The sequence below is a fragment of the Halomonas sp. B23F22_10 genome, assembly GCF_043496975.1.
GTDB lineage: Bacteria > Pseudomonadota > Gammaproteobacteria > Pseudomonadales > Halomonadaceae > Halomonas > Halomonas smyrnensis.
In genome coordinates, this window is record NZ_JBIEKF010000005.1 from 112,360 (window position 1) to 128,328 (window position 15,969).

A 15,969-nucleotide genomic window follows, 5' to 3' on the forward strand; every position below is an offset into this window, starting at 1 on the left:
GGGATGGCGAGTGGCGCCATCGGATACGAACCATCGAGGAGATGACCATGAAGCTGGTGACCGCCATCATCAAACCGTTCAAGCTCGACGACGTCCGCGAGGCGCTCTCCGACATCGGCGTCCAGGGCATCACCGTCACCGAGGTCAAGGGCTTCGGCCGTCAGAAGGGCCACACCGAGCTCTATCGCGGCGCCGAGTACGTCGTCGACTTCCTGCCCAAGGTGAAGCTCGAGGTGGCCGTGGACGAGCCGATGACCGAGCAGGTGATCGACGCCATCACCCAGGTCGCGAACACCGGCAAGATCGGCGATGGCAAGATCTTCGTCACCGCCCTGGAGCAGGTCATCCGGATTCGCACCGGCGAGACGGACAAGGACGCCGTCTAAGCGGCAAGCTGAAATCGCCGGAAGCAAAAGAAAACCCCGAAGGCTCAACCTTCGGGGTTTTCTTGTAGCTCGGCGCTTGTAGCTCGGCGCTTGTAGCTCGGCGCTTGTAGCTCGGCGCTTGTCGCTCGGCGCTTGTAGCTCGGCGCTGGCCGCTTACTTCTCGACGAAGGCGCGCTCGATGACGTAGTCGCCCGGCTCGCCGAGGCGCGGCGAGATGTTGAAGCCCAGCTCGTCCAGCAGCGCACTGGTCTCGTCGAGCATGGCCGGGCTGCCGCAAATCATGGCGCGGTCCTGCTTCGGGTCCAGCGGCGGCAGGCCGGTGTCCTCGGCCAGCTTGCCGCTGCGGATATGGTCGGTCAGACGGCCCATGGTGTGGAACTCCTCACGGGTCACGGTCGGGTAGTAGACCAGCTTCTCGCTGATCTCCTCGCCCAGGTACTCGTGGGCCGGCAGTTCCTTGGTGATGAAGTCGGCATAGGCCAGCTCGCTGACGGTGCGCACGCCGTGGATCAGCACGATCTTCTCGAAGCGCTCGTAGGCCTCCGGATCCTGGATCAGGCTCATGAACGGTGCCAGGCCGGTGCCGGTGGACAGCAGGTAGAGGTTGCGGCCCGGCAGCAGGTCGTCGGTGACCAGGGTACCGGTGGGCTTGCGGCTGACCATGATCTGATCGCCGACCTTGAGGTGCTGCAGGCGTGAGGTCAGCGGGCCGTCCGGCACCTTGATGGAGAAGAACTCCAGGTGATCCTCGTAGTTGGGGCTGGCCACGGAGTAGGCGCGCATCAGCGGCTTGCCGTCGACTTCCAGGCCAATCATCACGAACTGACCGTTCTTGAAGCGCAGGCTGCGCTCGCGAGTGGTCTTGAAGCTGAACAGGGTGTCGTTCCAGTGATGAACGCTGAGGACTTCTTCCAGGGCGAACTTGCTCATGCCGACTCCTATGTTTCGCGAGAGCGCATATACCGAAAACTCATAATTGCGCCGATTGATCTTTGCAGAGGATTCTAAGAGACGGCAGGATATCTGTTAAATGGGTTGTATGGATAAAGCTTATCTATACTCCAGATATACTGATCCGGAGCCCACCCCATGCGCTATACCCTGCGTCAGCTCGAGGTGTTCGTGGCCGTGGCCCAGCACGAGAGCGTCTCCCACGCCGCCCGCGCCCTGGCGCTGTCTCAGTCGGCGGCCAGCACCGCCCTGGCCGAGCTGGAACGCCAGTTCGACTGCCGCCTGCTCGACCGCATCGGCAAGCGCCTAAAGCTCAACGCCCTGGGCTTCCAGCTGCTGCCCAAGGCCGTGGCACTGCTCGACCGTGCCGAGGAGGTCGAGGAACTGCTGCGCGGCCAGCAGGGCGTCGGCACCCTCGATGTGGGCGCCACCCTGACCATCGGCAACTACCTGGCCACGCTGCTGATCAGCGACTTCATGCAGCAGCATCCGGGCAGCCGCATCCGCCTGCAGGTACGCAACACCCGCACCATCATCGACGGCGTGCGCCACCACGAGCTGGACCTGGGCCTGATCGAGGGCCAGTGCGAGGACGAGGAAGTGATCACCCAACCCTGGGTGGAGGACGAGCTGGCGGTGTTCTGCGCCCCGGGCCATCCGCTGGCCGGCCAGGGCCCGGTGGAGCTCGACCGCCTGCTGCGCGAGGACTGGATCATGCGCGAGGAAGGCTCCGGCACCCGGCTGACCCTGGAGCAGGCCGCCCGGCACCGGCGCGGGCGCTTCAACACCCTGCTCGAGCTGGAGCACACCGAAGGCATCAAGCGCGCCGTGGAGTCGGGGCTGGGGATCGGCTGCGTCTCGCGCCTGGCGCTGCGCGACGCCTTCCGCCGCGGCAGCCTGGTGCCGCTCCCCACCCCCGACCTGGACCTGAGCCGTCAGTTCGCCTTCATCTGGCATCGCCACAAGTACCTGGCGCCCGGCATGCGCGAGTTCCTCAAGCTATGCCGGCAGATGACCGAAGGCATCCGCTGCAGCGACGAGATCGACCTGCCCCACCAGTCCTGAAGGCGGGGCGAGACGATGCCCGTGATCAGGCGGGCTCGCCGCGGCGGGCCCACGCATCCGGCAGCGCCGCGGCGGCGGCGTTCGAGATACGCAAGCGCAGGGAAGTCAGCATGGTCACTCTCATGGGGCGGGGGGGGGGGAGTTGGTCTTGTACCGGCCCACGGGGCCAGGAGCCGGGAGCTATCCTGCTGCAGGCCGCGCCCCGCAGAAACGTGAACCCTCGGCGTAAGCAAGCGCTTCCACCGTGCCGCCGTCGGTAGCGCCGTGAAAGGACGAGCTTTCAAAAAGGCCGTGCTATGGCCGATGATGGGGAGACGCCCACTTCCTCACCGACCCCGCGACAGGACGCATGAGCGACCCACAGCTTCCCCAGGAATATCCCGCTGCCCTCAAGGTGGTCGGCATCGGCGGCGGCGGCGGCAATGCCGTCCGCCACCTGATCGACACCACCGATCTCGACGGCATCGACGCCATCGCCGTGAACACCGACCGTCAGGCCCTCGAGCTGCTGCCCCAGGGCGTGGCGATGCCCATCGGCAGCGCCACCACCCGCGGCCTCGGCGCCGGGGCCGACCCCGAGGCCGGCCGGCAGGCCGCCGAGGAGAGTCGCGACGGCCTGCGCGCCCGGCTGGCCGGCGCCGACCTGGTGTTCCTGATGGCCGGCATGGGCGGGGGCACCGGCAGTGGCGCGATCCCGGCCATCGCCGACCTGGCCCGCGAGATGGGCCTGCTGACCGTGGCCGTGGTGACGCGCCCCTTCGGCTTCGAGGGCCAGCGGCGCCAGCAGGCCGCCGACGAGGCCATCGCCGCGCTCGACGGCCGGGTCGACTGCCTGGCCGTGGTGCCCAACGACCGCCTGCTGCCGACCCTCGGCCACGGCGCCTCGATGATGCGCGCCTTCGCCGCCGTCAACGACGTGCTGCGCGAGGCGGTGACCGGCATCGCCGAGGTCATCACGCGGCCGGGGCTGATCAACATCGACTTCGCCGACGTGGCCGCGGTGATGCGCCGGCCCGGCCGGGCGCGCATCGGCACCGGCGAGGGCACGGGAGAGGATCGCGCCGGCGCGGCGGTGCGCGCGGCCCTGGAGCATCCGCTGCTGGAGGCCACCGACCTGGCCGAAGCCGCCGGCGTGCTGGTCAGCATCACCGCCGGTGCCGATCTGAGCCTGGCCGACTTCGACGAGGTGGGGCGCCAGGTCGCCGAACTGGCCGGCGAAGACGCCATGCGGGTGGTCGGCACCGCCTTCGATCCCGACATGGCGGGCCGGCTGCGGGTCTCGCTGATCGCCACCGGGCTGGAGGTCGCCCGCTCGAGGCCGCCGTCGCCCGGCCGGACCCGCCCCGCCTCCGAGCCGCGCCGGGCCCCGCCGGCCGAGGCCGCCGAGCGACGGGACGGCTCGCTGCTGGATCTCGACGACTTCCTGAGCCGCCTGAAGCGGCGCTGAGGCACCCGAGCGGTGACGGGCAGGCCTCCCGCGCCAGGCCTCGCCGGCCTACCCCAGTGCCTTGACGATCAGCTGCACGCCGACGATCGCCATGGCCAGCACCACCAGCCGGTAGAACAGCCGCTCGTTGACGCGGTGCTGCAGCCACAGGCCGCTGCGCACCCCCGCCCAGGCCACCGGCACCAGCACCAGTGAGGCCCAGATGCTGGTCAGGTTGATCTCGCCGAGCACCAGGTAGGGCGGCAGCTTCATCAGATTGACGGAGGCGAACATCAGGGTCGTGGTGGCGATGAAGGTCATCTTGGGCAGGTGACGCGGCACCAGATAGAGGTTCATCGGTGGCGCCCCGGCATGGGCGATGAAGCTGGTGATCCCGGTGGCGATCCCCGCCGGCCAGGCCCAGAAGGCACGGATCGGCCGCGACGAGGCGGGCTTGGCGATCATGTAGGCGACGAACAGCAACGAGATCACGCCCAGCAGCAGGCGCACGTGGTGCTCGTTCAGGCTGCCCGCCACCAGGCTCGCCGCCGCCACGCCGATGGCCAGCCCCGGCAGCAGACGCTTCACCTCGGCCATGTCCTGATGTCCCCACCAGGCCTTCACCGCCAGCGCATCCATCACCAGCAGCAGCGGCAGCAGCAGGCCCGCCGCCTCGATGGGCCCGATGGCCAGCGCCATCAGCGGGACCGAGAGGGTGCCGAAGCCGCCGGCGAAACCGCCCTTGGAGACACCGGTGAGATAGGTGGAAAGCACGATCAGCGTCCAGGCGAGCCAGGAGTAGTCGGGCAGGGTCATGTGCGCATCCTTGTGCCCCGCGTCGGTCGGCGGGTTCTCATTGCAGTGAGCCAGTCGGAGAGCATACCGGGCCAAGCACGTCTCTTTCATCTCGCGCGGCCGGCAAAGGGGGTGTGGATAACGAGGCGCTGTGGACAAAGGCGAGGCAAACGAAAAGGGCCCACGGATAACCGTGGGCCCTTTCGATATTCGGTGGCGCGCCCTAAAGGATTCGAACCTTTGACCTTCGCCTCCGGAGGGCGACGCTCTATCCAGCTGAGCTAAGGGCGCGCGGTGCACGAGGGCTAGCGCCATCGAGCGAGCCACATCCTACCTTGCCGCCTGTCGACTGTCTAGCCGGGACGCGGCCCTGACCGGGCGGCAGACAGCGTCTCTCGCCGCCGGCGGGCCGAGAGACTCGCGCACGAAATGTGCAAACGATCCCCACGCCTTGAATTCCCCGGCGCTCATCGTCAGATCATGGAGTGCAAGGACGACATCAACCGAGAACTCAGGAGTGCTCCATGGCTAACGCAACAGCGACGGCAAACGAGACTCAGGCACCGGTGCTTCAATGGCAGGATATCGACGGGCTGCTCGAGGCGAAGGAATCGCCGTGCATCAGTCTCTACGTTCCCACCACCCCCGTCTCCAACTATCGCGAGGAAAACCGCATCCTCTACAAGGATCAGATCAAGGAGGCGGCACTCGAACTCGAGCGTCAGGACATCGACAAGTCGCTGCGCGCCGAGCTGATCGAACGACTGGAAAGCGTCGGCACCGACGAGGCCTTCTGGACCCACCAGCAGAACGGCCTGGCGGTCTTCGTCTCGCCCGAGCGCTTCGAGGTCAGGAAGATGATGACCCGCCCCGAGAAGGCCCAGGCCATCGTGGGCGATGCCTTCCACCTGCGCCCCGCACTGCGCGAGGCTTCCCACTGGATGCAGTACCGCGTGCTGTGCGTCAGCCTGCATGACGTGGCGCTGTACGACGGCAACCAGGACCAGCTGACCGAGGTGGCGCTCAACAGCAACGTGCCGCGGGGCATGGGCGAGGCGCTGGGCAAGACCGAGACCTCCGCCAACCGCAAGGACGGCGACCGCAGCGGCGACGACAGCACGGACCTCAAGCAGTACTTCCAGGCCGTCGACAAGGCCATCCGCGACCATCACGCCGATCCCCGGCAGCGCCCGCTGGTGCTGGCCATGGTCGCCGAGCATCAGGGCCTGTTCCGCGAGGTCAGCGAGCATCCCCAACTGCTCGAGCAGGGCGTGGATCAGGAGCCCTTCGAGGCGATTCGCCAGCACCGGCTGAGCGAACTCTCCCGCGAAGTGGCCCAGCGCGCCACGCGCACCGACCTCGAACGCCTCATCGAGCAGTACCAGCAGAAGGCCGCCCAGGGCGAAGGCGAGAGCGATCTCGAGCAGATCGCCTACTCGGCCACCATCGGCCAGGTCGGCACGCTGCTGATCGACGAAGAGGCCCGCATCGAGGGCACCGTCGATAGCGAAGGCGGCAGGGTCGACTACGACCGCACCGGCTCGGAGGACGTGCTCGACGCGGTCGCGCGGCACGTCATCGACACCGACGGCGACGTGGTCTTCGTGCCCAGCGAGCTGATGCCCGGCAACAGCGGCGCGGCGGCCATCCTGCGCTACGCCATGGAACCGGTGTAAGTGCCGATATCGGCGCCGCGGTAATCCGCGGCCCCCAAGGGGCATCCCGCACGATGCCCCGAACCAGGTCCACCAGCGGCGACCCTCGGGTCGCCGCTGCTGCGTTGGCCCCCGCGGCTCCCCCCGGCCTCGTTCGCCGCGCCGTTGATCGGCGACATTTTCCGGGTGGGGGACTGTCGCTATACTGCGCCCATCACGCCGCCGTCCGTGATCCGATAACAAGACCGTCAATGAGAGGTGGTGAGAGTGAATGCCAGCAAGCTGATCCTGGGGTGCCTGACGTTGCTCGGCCTGATGACCGCGGCCTCGGCCCATGCCCAGCAGGAGGTGGACCGCGAGGCCCTCGCCGAGCGCCTGGCGCCGGTGGGCCAGCTGTGCCTGGAGGGCGAGGACTGCGGCACCGCCATGGCCTCGGCCGGCGCCGGCGACACCGGCACCGCCGGCGATGCCATCGACGGCGAGGGCATCTATCGCAGCATCTGCATGGCCTGCCACGAGACCGGTGCCGCCGGCTCCCCGGTCCGCGGTGACGAGGCGGCCTGGGCCGAGCGCACCGGCAAGGGCTTCGCCACCCTGCTCGACCACGCCCTCAACGGCTTCAACGCCATGCCGGCCCGCGGCGGCAATCCCAACCTCTCCGATGCGGAGGTGCGCGCCGCGGTGGCCTATCTGGTCGAGCCGGTGATGGACGTGCCGGCCGCCGCCGACACCGCCGATGACACCGCGGCCGCGCCCGACGAAGACGCCAGCGCCACCGCCAGTGACGCGGCGCCGGCCGAGAGCGGCGCGGACGGCGAGGCCCTCTACGCCAGCGCGCCCTGCGCCGCCTGCCATGCCGCCGGCATCGCCGGGGCGCCCAAGCTCGGCGACACCGAGGCCTGGGCACCGCGCATCGACAAGGGCATGGAGACCCTCTATGCCAGCGCCATCAACGGCATCGGCACCATGCCGCCCAAGGGCGGCGCCGGCCTGCCCGACGAGGAGATCAAGGCCATCGTCGACTACATGGTCGGCGAGGCACAGTGACTCTCGCGCCAGGCCGGCAACGACGGAAACGGTAGACATAAAAAAGCGGGGCGCCCGGTGGCGCCCCGCTCGTCGTTCCGCTGGTCTGGATCGCCGTCAGTTCAGCAGCGAGCGCAACCCGGCGATGGCATCCTTGCCGCGGGCCTGCTTCTTCTCCGGGTCCTCGCGGTCGGCACGGCCTTCCCACTCCAGGGCGTCTTCCGGCAGCTCGTCGAGGAAGCGGCTCGGCGTGCAGTCCATCAGCTCGCCGTAGGCCTTGCGCTGGCGCGCCAGGGTCATGGTCAGGGTGCGCCGCGCCCGGGTGATGCCCACGTAGGCCAGGCGCCGCTCCTCCTCGACCGTGCCGACCTCGATGGCGTTGCGGTGCGGCAGCAGCTCCTCCTCCAGCCCCATCAGGTAGACGTGGGGAAACTCGAGGCCCTTGGAGGCGTGCATGGTCAAGAGCTGCACGCGGTCGGAGTCGTCCTCCTCGGCCTGCTGCTCGAGGATGTCGCGCAGCACCAGCCGCGAGATTGCCGCCTCCACGCCGTCGGTCTCGGTGGCCGTGCTGGCGGTGTCATCGTCGGGGTCGGCGCCCATCGACTTCTCGAGCTGGTCGATCAGCGTCCAGACGTTGGCCATGCGCCGCTCGGCGATGGTCGGCGCGCTGGCGTTCTGGTAGAGCCAGGCCTCGTAGTCCATCTCGCGCAGCATGTCGCGGATGGCCTCGATGGCATCGCCGCCGTCCATGCGCCGGCGCACGCCCTCGATGAAGTGGGTAAATCTCCCCAGCCTTTCGACGGCTCTGACCGGCAGCAGCTCGGCCAGCCCCAGCTCCTGGCAGGCGGCGAACAGCGAGCCGCCGCGCTCGGTGGCGTAGTTGGCGAGCTTCTCCAGGGTGCTGGGGCCGATCTCGCGGCGCGGCACGTTGACGATGCGCAGGAAGGCGTTGTCGTCGGCCGGATTGATCAACAGCCGCAGGTAGGCCATGGCGTCCTTGATCTCGTTGCGCGAGAAGAAGGAGGTGCCGCCGGAGAGCTTGTAGGGAATCTGGTAGTGCTGCAGCTTCAGCTCCAGCAGCCGGGCCTGGAAGTTGCCGCGGTAGAGCACCGCGAAGTCGCGCCATTCGGCGCGCTCCTTGATGCGCCGGGTGAGGATCTCGCTGGCCACCCGCTCGGCCTCGGCCTCCTCGTGACGGTTGACCACCACCCGGATCGCCGCGCCCTGCCCCATGTCCGACCACAGGGTCTTCTCGTAGACGTGGGGGTTGTTGGCGATCAGGGTGTTGGCCGCGCGCAGGATGGTGCCGGTGGAGCGGTAGTTCTGCTCCAGCTTGATCACGTTCAGGCGCGGGAAGTCCTCGCCCAGGGTCACCAGGTTCTCGGGCCGCGCGCCGCGCCAGGCATAGATCGACTGGTCGTCGTCGCCGACCACGGTGAAGGTCTGGCGCTCGGCCATCAGCAGCTGCACCAGCTGGTACTGGCTGACGTTGGTGTCCTGATACTCGTCCACCAGCATGTAGTGGATGCGTTTGCGCCACCGAGAGAGGGCCTCGGGGTCGTCGCGTAGCAGGGTCACCGGCAGCAGGATCAGGTCGTCGAAGTCGACCGCGTTGTAGGCCTTGAGGTGGCGGCCGTAGGCCTCGTAGACCCGGGCGGCGAACAGCTCGTCCTCGCTGTTGGCATGAGAGAGCGCCTGGCCGGGCAGCACCAGGTCGTTCTTCCAGTTGGAGATGGTCGCCTGGACCTGGTTGATCGCCTCGGCGTCGACCTGGGCGTCCTTGTTCATCAGGTCGCGCAGCAGCGCCTTGGCGTCCTCGGGGTCGAACAGCGAGAAGCCCGGCTTGTAGCCCAGCGCCTTGAGCTCGCCGCGGATGATGTTGAGGCCGAGGGTGTGGAAGGTCGACACCGTCAGGCCATGACCCTGGCGGCCCTGGAGCATCTTGCCGACCCGCTCCTTCATCTCGCGGGCGGCCTTGTTGGTGAAGGTCACCGCGGCGATGCGTCGGGCGCTCATGCCGCACTCCTGCACCAGGTAGGCGATCTTGGTGGTGATCACGCTGGTCTTGCCCGAGCCGGCGCCGGCCAGCACCAGGCAGGGCCCGTCGATGGCACGCACCGCCTCCTGCTGGCGCGGGTTGAGCTTGGCGATGCGGCTGGTGATGCTCTCGGTCATGCGTCACTCCTCGGCGCGGCGATCGCCTCGCTGTCGGGAAGGCCGGTCTCGGGAAGCCCGGCGCCCGGAAGCCCGGCGCCCACGAACTCGAGCTGGCGCCAGGCCTCGAAGACCAGCACCGCGGCGGCGTTGGACAGGTTCAGGCTGCGGCTCTCGGCCAGCATGGGAATGCGCAGGCGCTGTGATTCGGGCAGGGCGTCGAGCATCGCCTGGGGCAGGCCGCGGGTCTCGGGGCCGAATACCAGGGCATCGCCCTCGCGATAAGCGGGCTCGTGGTAGCCGGTGCGGCCCCGAGTTGAGACCGCGAACACCCGCGTCGGCGCCACCTCGGCGAGGAAGGCCGCCCAGTCGGCATGCACCCGCACCCGGGCCCACTCATGATAGTCGAGGCCGGCGCGGCGCAGCCGCTTGTCGTCGAGGGTGAAGCCCAGCGGCTCGATCAGGTGCAGCCGGAAGCCGGTGTTGGCGCACAGGCGGATCAGATTGCCGGTGTTGGGCGGGATCTCGGGCTGGTAGAGCACCACGTCGAGCATCGATGACTCCTGTAGACGGCGGGGCCGATGTGGGACAGGGCCGCCAACGCACTCGGGCCCCGAAACGGGGCCCGAGGCGCAGCGAGCGGGCGGCCGGTCTCGGCGCCCTGGCAGGCGGGCTCAGTCGCCCGCGATGCCGTAGCGGTCGCGATAGGCGCGGATCGCCTCGGCGTGGCCACGCAGCGCGTCGCCGGCATGGACCTCGAGGTACTCGAGCACCATGTCCAGGGTGACGATGCTCACCACCGGCATGGCGTAGGCGGCCTCGACCTGCTGGATGGCGCTGCGCGGGTCGCTGTCGTCGCCGCCGCGCTCCTGGCGATCCAGCGCCACCACCACGCCGGCGGCCTCGGCGCCGGCGCCCTCGATCAGCCCCATCACCTCGCGGATCGCGGTACCGGCGGTGATGACGTCGTCGATGATCAGGATGCGGCCGGCAAGCGCCGCGCCGACGATGTTGCCACCTTCGCCGTGGGCCTTGGCCTCCTTGCGATTGAACGCATAGGGCAGGTCGCGGTCATGATGATCCGCCAGCGCCACCGCGGTGGTCGCGGCCAGGGGAATGCCCTTGTAGGCCGGGCCGAACAGCACGTCGGCCTCGAGGCCGCTGTCGGCGATGGCTTGGGCATAGAAACGGCCCAGCTTCGCCAGGGCGCGGCCGCTCTTGAACAGGCCGGCGTTGAAGAAGTAGGGGCTGGTACGCCCGGACTTGAGGGTGAACTCGCCGAAGCGCAGTACGCCCTGCTCGATGGCGAACTCGATGAAGGCCTGCTGATAGGGTTGCAGGGTCGATGCGGCCACGGAGCCTCCTATCACGTCTATTGGCGGACGCCATTTACCCAAACGTCGAAACGTCGGGTATCATACACGCGCGACGCAAAAGGGACCATGTATGAAAATCGCCACCATCAATGTGAATGGCATCCGAGAGGCGGTGGGTCGGGGCTTTCTCGACTGGCTGGCCAACCAGGATGCCGATGTCGTCTGCGTGCAGAATCTCAAGGCCAAGAGCTTCGAGCTCGACGACAGCATCCTCTATCCGGAAGGCTACGAGGGCTACTTCCTCGATGCCGAGCAGGACGGCTTCTCGGGCGTCGGCCTGTACTGCCGCAAGATCCCCAAGGCGATCATGTATGGCCTCGGCTTCCCGCAGTGCGACCACGAGGCACGCTTCCTGCAGGCCGACTACGACCGCTTCAGCATCGCCAGCTTCCTGATGCCCGACGGCAGTGATCCGGCCGCCAAGCAGGCCTTCATGGCCCAGTACCAGGAATACCTGTCGAAGATGGCCCGCAAGCGCCGCGAGTACATCATCGCCGGCACCTGGCACATCGCCCACAAGACCATCGACCTGGAGAACTGGGCCGACAACCAGACGACCCCCGGCTTCAAGCCCGAGGAGCGCGCCTGGATGGATCAGGTGCTCGGCCCGACCGGCTTCATCGACACCTTTCGCGAGATCAACCGCGATGCCGGCGAGTACACCTGGTGGCCGGCGCTGGATCAGGACCAGCCCCGCGAACGCCAGGAAGGCTGGCGCATCGACTACCAGCTGGTCGGCCCCAACTTCCGCCGCCACGTGGTGGACGCCTGGATCGACTACGACGCGACCTTCTCCGAGTACGCGCCGCTGATCGTCGAGTACGACCTGCCGCTGTAACGCGTCTCCCTTCGTCGCCGTCATGCCCCGGGCATGACGCAGCACGCCGGCCTGATGGCCGGCGTGCTGCGTTAGGGAACCGCGGATGGTCTGCGGCGCTCGCGACGACAATCCGCGTTCCCGGAATGAAGGCTGCCTCAGCCGCGGATGCCCAGCGCCTCGCGCTGATGCGCGAACAGCGAGGTCCCGGCCTGCTCCGCCAGGTCGAGCATGGCGTCGAGCTCGGCGCGGCTGTAGGTGCCGGACTCGGCGGTGCCCTGCACCTCGATCAGCCCGCCGCCCTCGGCCATCACCACGTTCATGTCGGTACCGGCGCGGGAGTCCTCGGGATAGTCCAGGTCGACCACCGGCACGCCGTTGTAGATGCCCACCGAGACCGAGCCGACCAGCTGATGGAAGGGGTCGGCCTTGATCAGCTTCTCGCGCTGCAGATAGCGCACGGCGTCGATCAGCGCCACGCAGCCGCCGGTGATCGACGCCGTACGGGTCCCGCCGTCGGCCTGGATGACATCGCAGTCCACGGTGATGGTGTACTCGCCGAGCTTCTTCAGGTTCACCGCCGCGCGCAGCGAGCGGCCGATCAGCCGCTGGATCTCCAGCGTGCGGCCGCCCTGCTTGCCGCGGGTCGCCTCGCGGCCGCCGCGGGTGTGGGTGGCACGGGGCAGCATGCCGTACTCGGCGGTCACCCAGCCCTGTTTCTTGCCGCGCAGCCAGCGCGGCACGCCGGCCTCGACGCTGGCGTTGCACAGCACCTTGGTATCGCCGAACTCGACCAGCACCGAGCCCTCGGCGTGGCGGGTGTAGTCACGGGTCAGGCGGATCTCGCGGGGCTCGTCAGCGGCGCGTCCGCTGGGACGCCGGAAGTCCTCGGCCATGTCAGCTCTCTCGCAGTCGGAAATGGATGGCCCGCCATTCTACACGGCCTGAAGGGGGAATCGGTTACACTGACTCGCCCCGACCTCGACCTACCCACTAGGAGCCCGCCATGGTGCACAGCATGACCGCCTTCTCACGGCAGGATCGCGACGCCGACTGGGGCCGGCTGCAACTGGAACTGCGGTCGGTCAACCAGCGCTATCTCGACCCTCACTTCCGCCTGCCCGAGGCTCTGCGCGATCTCGAGCCCGGCTTCCGCGACGGCCTGAGAAGCCGCCTGGCCCGTGGCAAGGTCGAGTGCACGCTGCGCTTCGAACCCGCCGAGCGCCGCGCCGAGGCCAGCGTCGATCATGCCAAGCTGCGCGCCCTGGGCACGGCGCTGGGCGAGGTGCGCGAAGCCGTGCCCGAGGCGCCGATGCCCGACGCCCTGGCGCTGCTCGACCATCCCGGCGTGCTCGAGGCGCCCGGACTCGACCTCGAGGCGATCAAGGCCGAGGCCAACGCCCTGTTCGACGCCGCCCTGGCCGACCTGATCGCCGGCCGCGCCCGGGAGGGCGAGCAACTCGCCGAACTGATCCGCGAGCGGCTGGTCGGCATCCGCGCCCAGGTCGACGAGGTCCGCGGCCTGCTGCCGACGATCCTCGAGCGCCAGCGCAGCCAGCTGCTCGACCGGCTGGCCGAGATGCGCACCGAACTCGACCCCCAGCGCCTGGAGGCCGAGCTGGTGCTGCTGGCCCAGAAGGCCGACGTGGCCGAGGAACTCGACCGGCTGGAGACCCACGTCGGCGAGGTCGAACGCCAGCTCAAGCAGAAGGGCCCGATCGGCCGCCGCCTGGACTTCCTGATGCAGGAACTCAATCGCGAGGCTAACACCCTGTCTTCTAAATCGGTGGTCGCCGAGACCACCCGCTGCGCGGTGGAGCTCAAGGTGCTGATCGAGCAGATGCGCGAACAGATCCAGAACATCGAGTGAGGCGACACCGCGCTCGCTCCCCGGGCCTCTTCGCTTCCTAACGACATCTGCGTTATACTTTTGTCGTAATTTTACGCGACCCTGACTCCGTCAGGGTCTTTTTTATTTCCCGAGGTCTACCATGTCGACACCCTCTGCCGGCGCCACCGCGCGCCACCCCCGCCTGGCCGAGCTCGCGCTGGCCCTCGGCGGCTTCGGCATCGGCACCAGCGAGTTCGTGATCATGGGTCTGCTGGAGCGGGTCGCCGGCGATCTTCAGGTCGCCGCCGCCGATGTCGGCTACGCCATCTCCAGCTACGCCCTGGGCGTGGTGGTCGGTGCACCGCTGATCTCTGCGCTGGCCGCCCGGGTGCCGCGCCGCACCCTGCTGATCGTGCTGATGCTGGTGTTCGCCGTCGGCAACGTCGCCAGCGCCATGGCCACCTCGTTCTGGCCATTCGTCGGGCTGCGCTTCCTGGCCGGCCTGCCCCACGGCGCCTACTTCGGCGTTGCCGCGTTGGTCGCGGCCGCCGCGGTGCCCATCGAACAGCGTGCCCAGGCGGTCAGCCGGGTGATGCTGGGCCTGACCACCGCCATTCTGGTCGGCGCGCCGCTGGCCACCTGGACGGGCCAGTGGCTGGGCTGGCAGAGCGCCTTCCTCGGCGTCGGCGCCATCGCCCTGACCACCGCCGCACTGATCCGCCTGTGGGTACCGAGCCAGGCGCCCGACCCCCATGCCAGCCCCAAGCGCGAGCTCACCGCGCTGGCCAAGCAGCGCGTGCTGTTCACCCTGGGCGTGGCCAGCATCGGCTTCGGCGGCATGTTCGCGGTGTTCAGCTACGTGGTGCCGACCCTCTCCGTCCAGGCCGGCATGCGCGAAGCCATCGGGCCCTGGGTGCTGACGATCTTCGGCGTCGGCACCATCGTCGGCAACCTGGTCGGCGCGCGACTGGCCGACAAGAATCTGCTCAAGGCCATCCCCCGCATCCTGGTGTGGTGCCTGGTGGTGCAGGCCGGCTTCTTCTTCGCCGCCAACCATCTGATCGCCGGCCTGCTGTTCGTCGGCCTGGTGGGCACCAGCATGGCGCTGGGGCCGGCGCTGCAGACCCGGCTGATGGACGTCGCCGGCGATGCCCAGACCATGGCCGCCTCGATGAACCACGCCGCCTTCAACTGCGCCAACGCCCTGGGCGCCTGGCTGGCCGCGGTGGTGATCAAGGGCGGCGCGCCCTGGTCGTCCAGCGGCCTGGTCGGCGCCGTGCTGGCCCTCGGCGGGCTGGCGATGTTCTTCACCGGCCGCTACCTGGAGCGCCGCGAGATCAGGGCCGCCGCGGCCTGAGGCCAAGGCTGGGGCACGGGCACGAAGTGTGCGATACTTCGCGCCCTCCTCCGCAGCCGTCGATATCGCAGGACCCGCCATGCCCCAAGGTACGCTCTTCATCGTCTCCGCCCCCTCCGGCGCCGGCAAGACCAGCCTGGTACGCGAGCTGATCGAACGCCTCGACGGCATCCAGGTCTCGGTGTCGCACACCACCCGGCCGCGCCGCGAAGGCGAGGTCGACGGCGTGAACTATCACTTCGTCGACCGGGCCGAGTTCGAGCGCATGATCGCCGAGGGCGACTTCTTCGAGCATGCCCGGGTGTTCGACAACTACTACGGCACCTCGCGGCGCGCCGTGGAGGAGCTGCTGGCCGCCGGCCAGGACGTGATCCTGGAGATCGACTGGCAGGGCGCCCGTCAGGTCCGCGAGCAGCTGCCCCAGGCGGTATCGATCTTCATCCTGCCGCCCTCGCGGGAGGAGCTGGAGCGTCGCCTGTCCGGCCGCGGCACCGACGAGCACGCCGTGATCGCCGGGCGCATGCGCGAAGCGGTCAGCGAGATGTCGCACTATGACGAGTACGACTACGTGGTGATCAACGACGACTTCACCACCGCCGAGCGCGAGCTTCAGTCGCTGGTCATCGCCCGGCGCCTGAGCGCCGAACGCACCCGCGAACGCCACGCGCCGCTGCTGGCCGCGCTGCTTTCCTGAGCGCGGCCGCGGCGCTTGTCAGGCGAGCCGGGCGTCGAGTAATCTAACCCCTCTATTCATCGGTGAATCCCCGGGGCGCAGCGGCGCCGGCCGGGGCTTCGCCCGTCAGCATTCAGGAAGGCATCCATGGCGCGTGTTACCGTCGAAGACTGTCTGGAAAACGTCGAAAATCGCTTCAAGCTGGTGATGATCTCCACCCAGCGCGCTCGCCAGCTGGCCCGCGGCTCCCGCGATGCCCTGCTGCCCTGGGAAAACGACAAGCCTACCGTGATGGCGCTGCGCGAGATCGCCGACGGCCTGGTCGACTCCAGCGTGCTGGACGAGCCGATCGAAGCCGCCCCGGCGCGTCCGCGCCCCGAAGGCGAACCGGGCATCCCCGCCGAGGAGTGATGCCGGCGTCGCCGCCATCCGCACGGCCATCACGTAACCTTCAGGG

General features: G+C 68.6%; 16 protein-coding genes and 1 tRNA gene. 10 read left to right on the top strand and 7 right to left on the bottom strand.

The window, feature by feature from the left end; all coding sequences use genetic code 11:
* Positions 1 to 47: 47 nt before the first annotated feature.
* Positions 48 to 386: a P-II family nitrogen regulator gene (gene glnK, locus ACGTNF_RS12765; RefSeq protein WP_016855904.1), complete on the top strand. Its 339-nt coding sequence runs from the start codon at positions 48 to 50 to the stop codon at positions 384 to 386.
* A gap of 153 nt (positions 387 to 539) precedes the next feature.
* Here the strand turns inward: glnK and ACGTNF_RS12770 are convergent, their stop codons facing one another.
* A complete protein-coding gene (locus ACGTNF_RS12770; RefSeq protein WP_016855905.1) occupies positions 540 to 1,316 on the bottom strand; it encodes a ferredoxin--NADP reductase in 777 nt (258 codons plus the stop codon).
* A 159-nt stretch (positions 1,317 to 1,475) separates the two neighbouring features.
* On the opposite strand from ACGTNF_RS12770, the gene ACGTNF_RS12775 reads away from it, so the two are divergent.
* A complete protein-coding gene (locus ACGTNF_RS12775) occupies positions 1,476 to 2,402 on the top strand; it encodes a LysR family transcriptional regulator (protein ID WP_016855906.1) in 927 nt (308 codons plus the stop codon).
* Positions 2,403 to 2,751: 349 nt separating this feature from the next.
* Entirely contained in the window at positions 2,752 to 3,849 is a 1,098-nt protein-coding gene (ftsZ, locus tag ACGTNF_RS12780) for a cell division protein FtsZ (protein WP_394602017.1), read from the top strand.
* A 48-nt stretch (positions 3,850 to 3,897) separates the two neighbouring features.
* Here the strand turns inward: ftsZ and ACGTNF_RS12785 are convergent, their stop codons facing one another.
* The gene (locus tag ACGTNF_RS12785) at positions 3,898 to 4,644 is read right to left on the bottom strand and encodes a sulfite exporter TauE/SafE family protein (protein WP_394602018.1); all 747 of its coding nucleotides are present in this window, start codon (positions 4,642 to 4,644) and stop codon (positions 3,898 to 3,900) included.
* Between the two features lie 193 nt (positions 4,645 to 4,837).
* Positions 4,838 to 4,914 (bottom strand) — tRNA-Arg (locus ACGTNF_RS12790).
* A gap of 233 nt (positions 4,915 to 5,147) precedes the next feature.
* Between ACGTNF_RS12790 and ACGTNF_RS12795 the strand changes: the two genes are divergently transcribed.
* The gene (locus tag ACGTNF_RS12795; RefSeq protein ID WP_394602019.1) at positions 5,148 to 6,299 is read left to right on the top strand and encodes a baeRF3 domain-containing protein; all 1,152 of its coding nucleotides are present in this window, start codon (positions 5,148 to 5,150) and stop codon (positions 6,297 to 6,299) included.
* A 246-nt stretch (positions 6,300 to 6,545) separates the two neighbouring features.
* Positions 6,546 to 7,325 (top strand): c-type cytochrome, encoded by a 780-nt coding sequence (locus tag ACGTNF_RS12800; protein WP_394602020.1) that lies wholly within the window; start codon positions 6,546 to 6,548, stop codon positions 7,323 to 7,325.
* Positions 7,326 to 7,421: 96 nt separating this feature from the next.
* Here ACGTNF_RS12800 and rep read toward each other — a convergent pair whose 3' ends face one another.
* From rep to pyrE, 3 genes are all read right to left on the bottom strand, one after another.
* Complete coding sequence (gene rep / locus ACGTNF_RS12805) at positions 7,422 to 9,479, bottom strand: DNA helicase Rep (protein ID WP_394602021.1); 2,058 nt, start codon at positions 9,477 to 9,479, stop codon at positions 7,422 to 7,424.
* Positions 9,476 to 10,012 carry a tRNA (uridine(34)/cytosine(34)/5-carboxymethylaminomethyluridine(34)-2'-O)-methyltransferase TrmL gene (gene trmL / locus ACGTNF_RS12810; RefSeq protein WP_394602022.1) on the bottom strand — a complete coding sequence of 179 codons (537 nt, stop codon included), beginning with the start codon at positions 10,010 to 10,012 and terminating at the stop codon, positions 9,476 to 9,478. Before trmL ends, rep begins: the two co-directional genes overlap by 4 nt.
* Positions 10,013 to 10,132: 120 nt before the next feature.
* The gene (gene pyrE / locus ACGTNF_RS12815) at positions 10,133 to 10,813 is read right to left on the bottom strand and encodes an orotate phosphoribosyltransferase (RefSeq protein ID WP_394602023.1); all 681 of its coding nucleotides are present in this window, start codon (positions 10,811 to 10,813) and stop codon (positions 10,133 to 10,135) included.
* Positions 10,814 to 10,904: 91 nt separating this feature from the next.
* Here pyrE and ACGTNF_RS12820 point away from each other — a divergent pair, with 91 nt between their 5' ends.
* Complete coding sequence (locus tag ACGTNF_RS12820) at positions 10,905 to 11,672, top strand: exodeoxyribonuclease III (protein ID WP_016855916.1); 768 nt, start codon at positions 10,905 to 10,907, stop codon at positions 11,670 to 11,672.
* A 137-nt stretch (positions 11,673 to 11,809) separates the two neighbouring features.
* Here ACGTNF_RS12820 and rph read toward each other — a convergent pair whose 3' ends face one another.
* On the bottom strand, positions 11,810 to 12,547 hold the full coding sequence (gene rph, locus ACGTNF_RS12825) for a ribonuclease PH (RefSeq protein ID WP_394602024.1): 738 nt from the start codon (positions 12,545 to 12,547) through the stop codon (positions 11,810 to 11,812).
* Positions 12,548 to 12,657: 110 nt separating this feature from the next.
* Between rph and ACGTNF_RS12830 the strand changes: the two genes are divergently transcribed.
* From ACGTNF_RS12830 to rpoZ, 4 genes are all read left to right on the top strand, one after another.
* The gene (locus ACGTNF_RS12830; RefSeq protein ID WP_394602025.1) at positions 12,658 to 13,521 is read left to right on the top strand and encodes a YicC/YloC family endoribonuclease; all 864 of its coding nucleotides are present in this window, start codon (positions 12,658 to 12,660) and stop codon (positions 13,519 to 13,521) included.
* A 121-nt stretch (positions 13,522 to 13,642) separates the two neighbouring features.
* Positions 13,643 to 14,839 carry an MFS transporter gene (locus tag ACGTNF_RS12835; RefSeq protein ID WP_394602026.1) on the top strand — a complete coding sequence of 399 codons (1,197 nt, stop codon included), beginning with the start codon at positions 13,643 to 13,645 and terminating at the stop codon, positions 14,837 to 14,839.
* 79 nt (positions 14,840 to 14,918) lie between these two features.
* Positions 14,919 to 15,533, top strand: a complete 615-nt coding sequence (gene gmk / locus ACGTNF_RS12840; protein ID WP_152480027.1) for a guanylate kinase — start codon at positions 14,919 to 14,921, stop codon at positions 15,531 to 15,533.
* 126 nt (positions 15,534 to 15,659) lie between these two features.
* Positions 15,660 to 15,923 carry a DNA-directed RNA polymerase subunit omega gene (gene rpoZ / locus ACGTNF_RS12845; RefSeq protein WP_016855921.1) on the top strand — a complete coding sequence of 88 codons (264 nt, stop codon included), beginning with the start codon at positions 15,660 to 15,662 and terminating at the stop codon, positions 15,921 to 15,923.
* Positions 15,924 to 15,969: the final 46 nt, after the last annotated feature.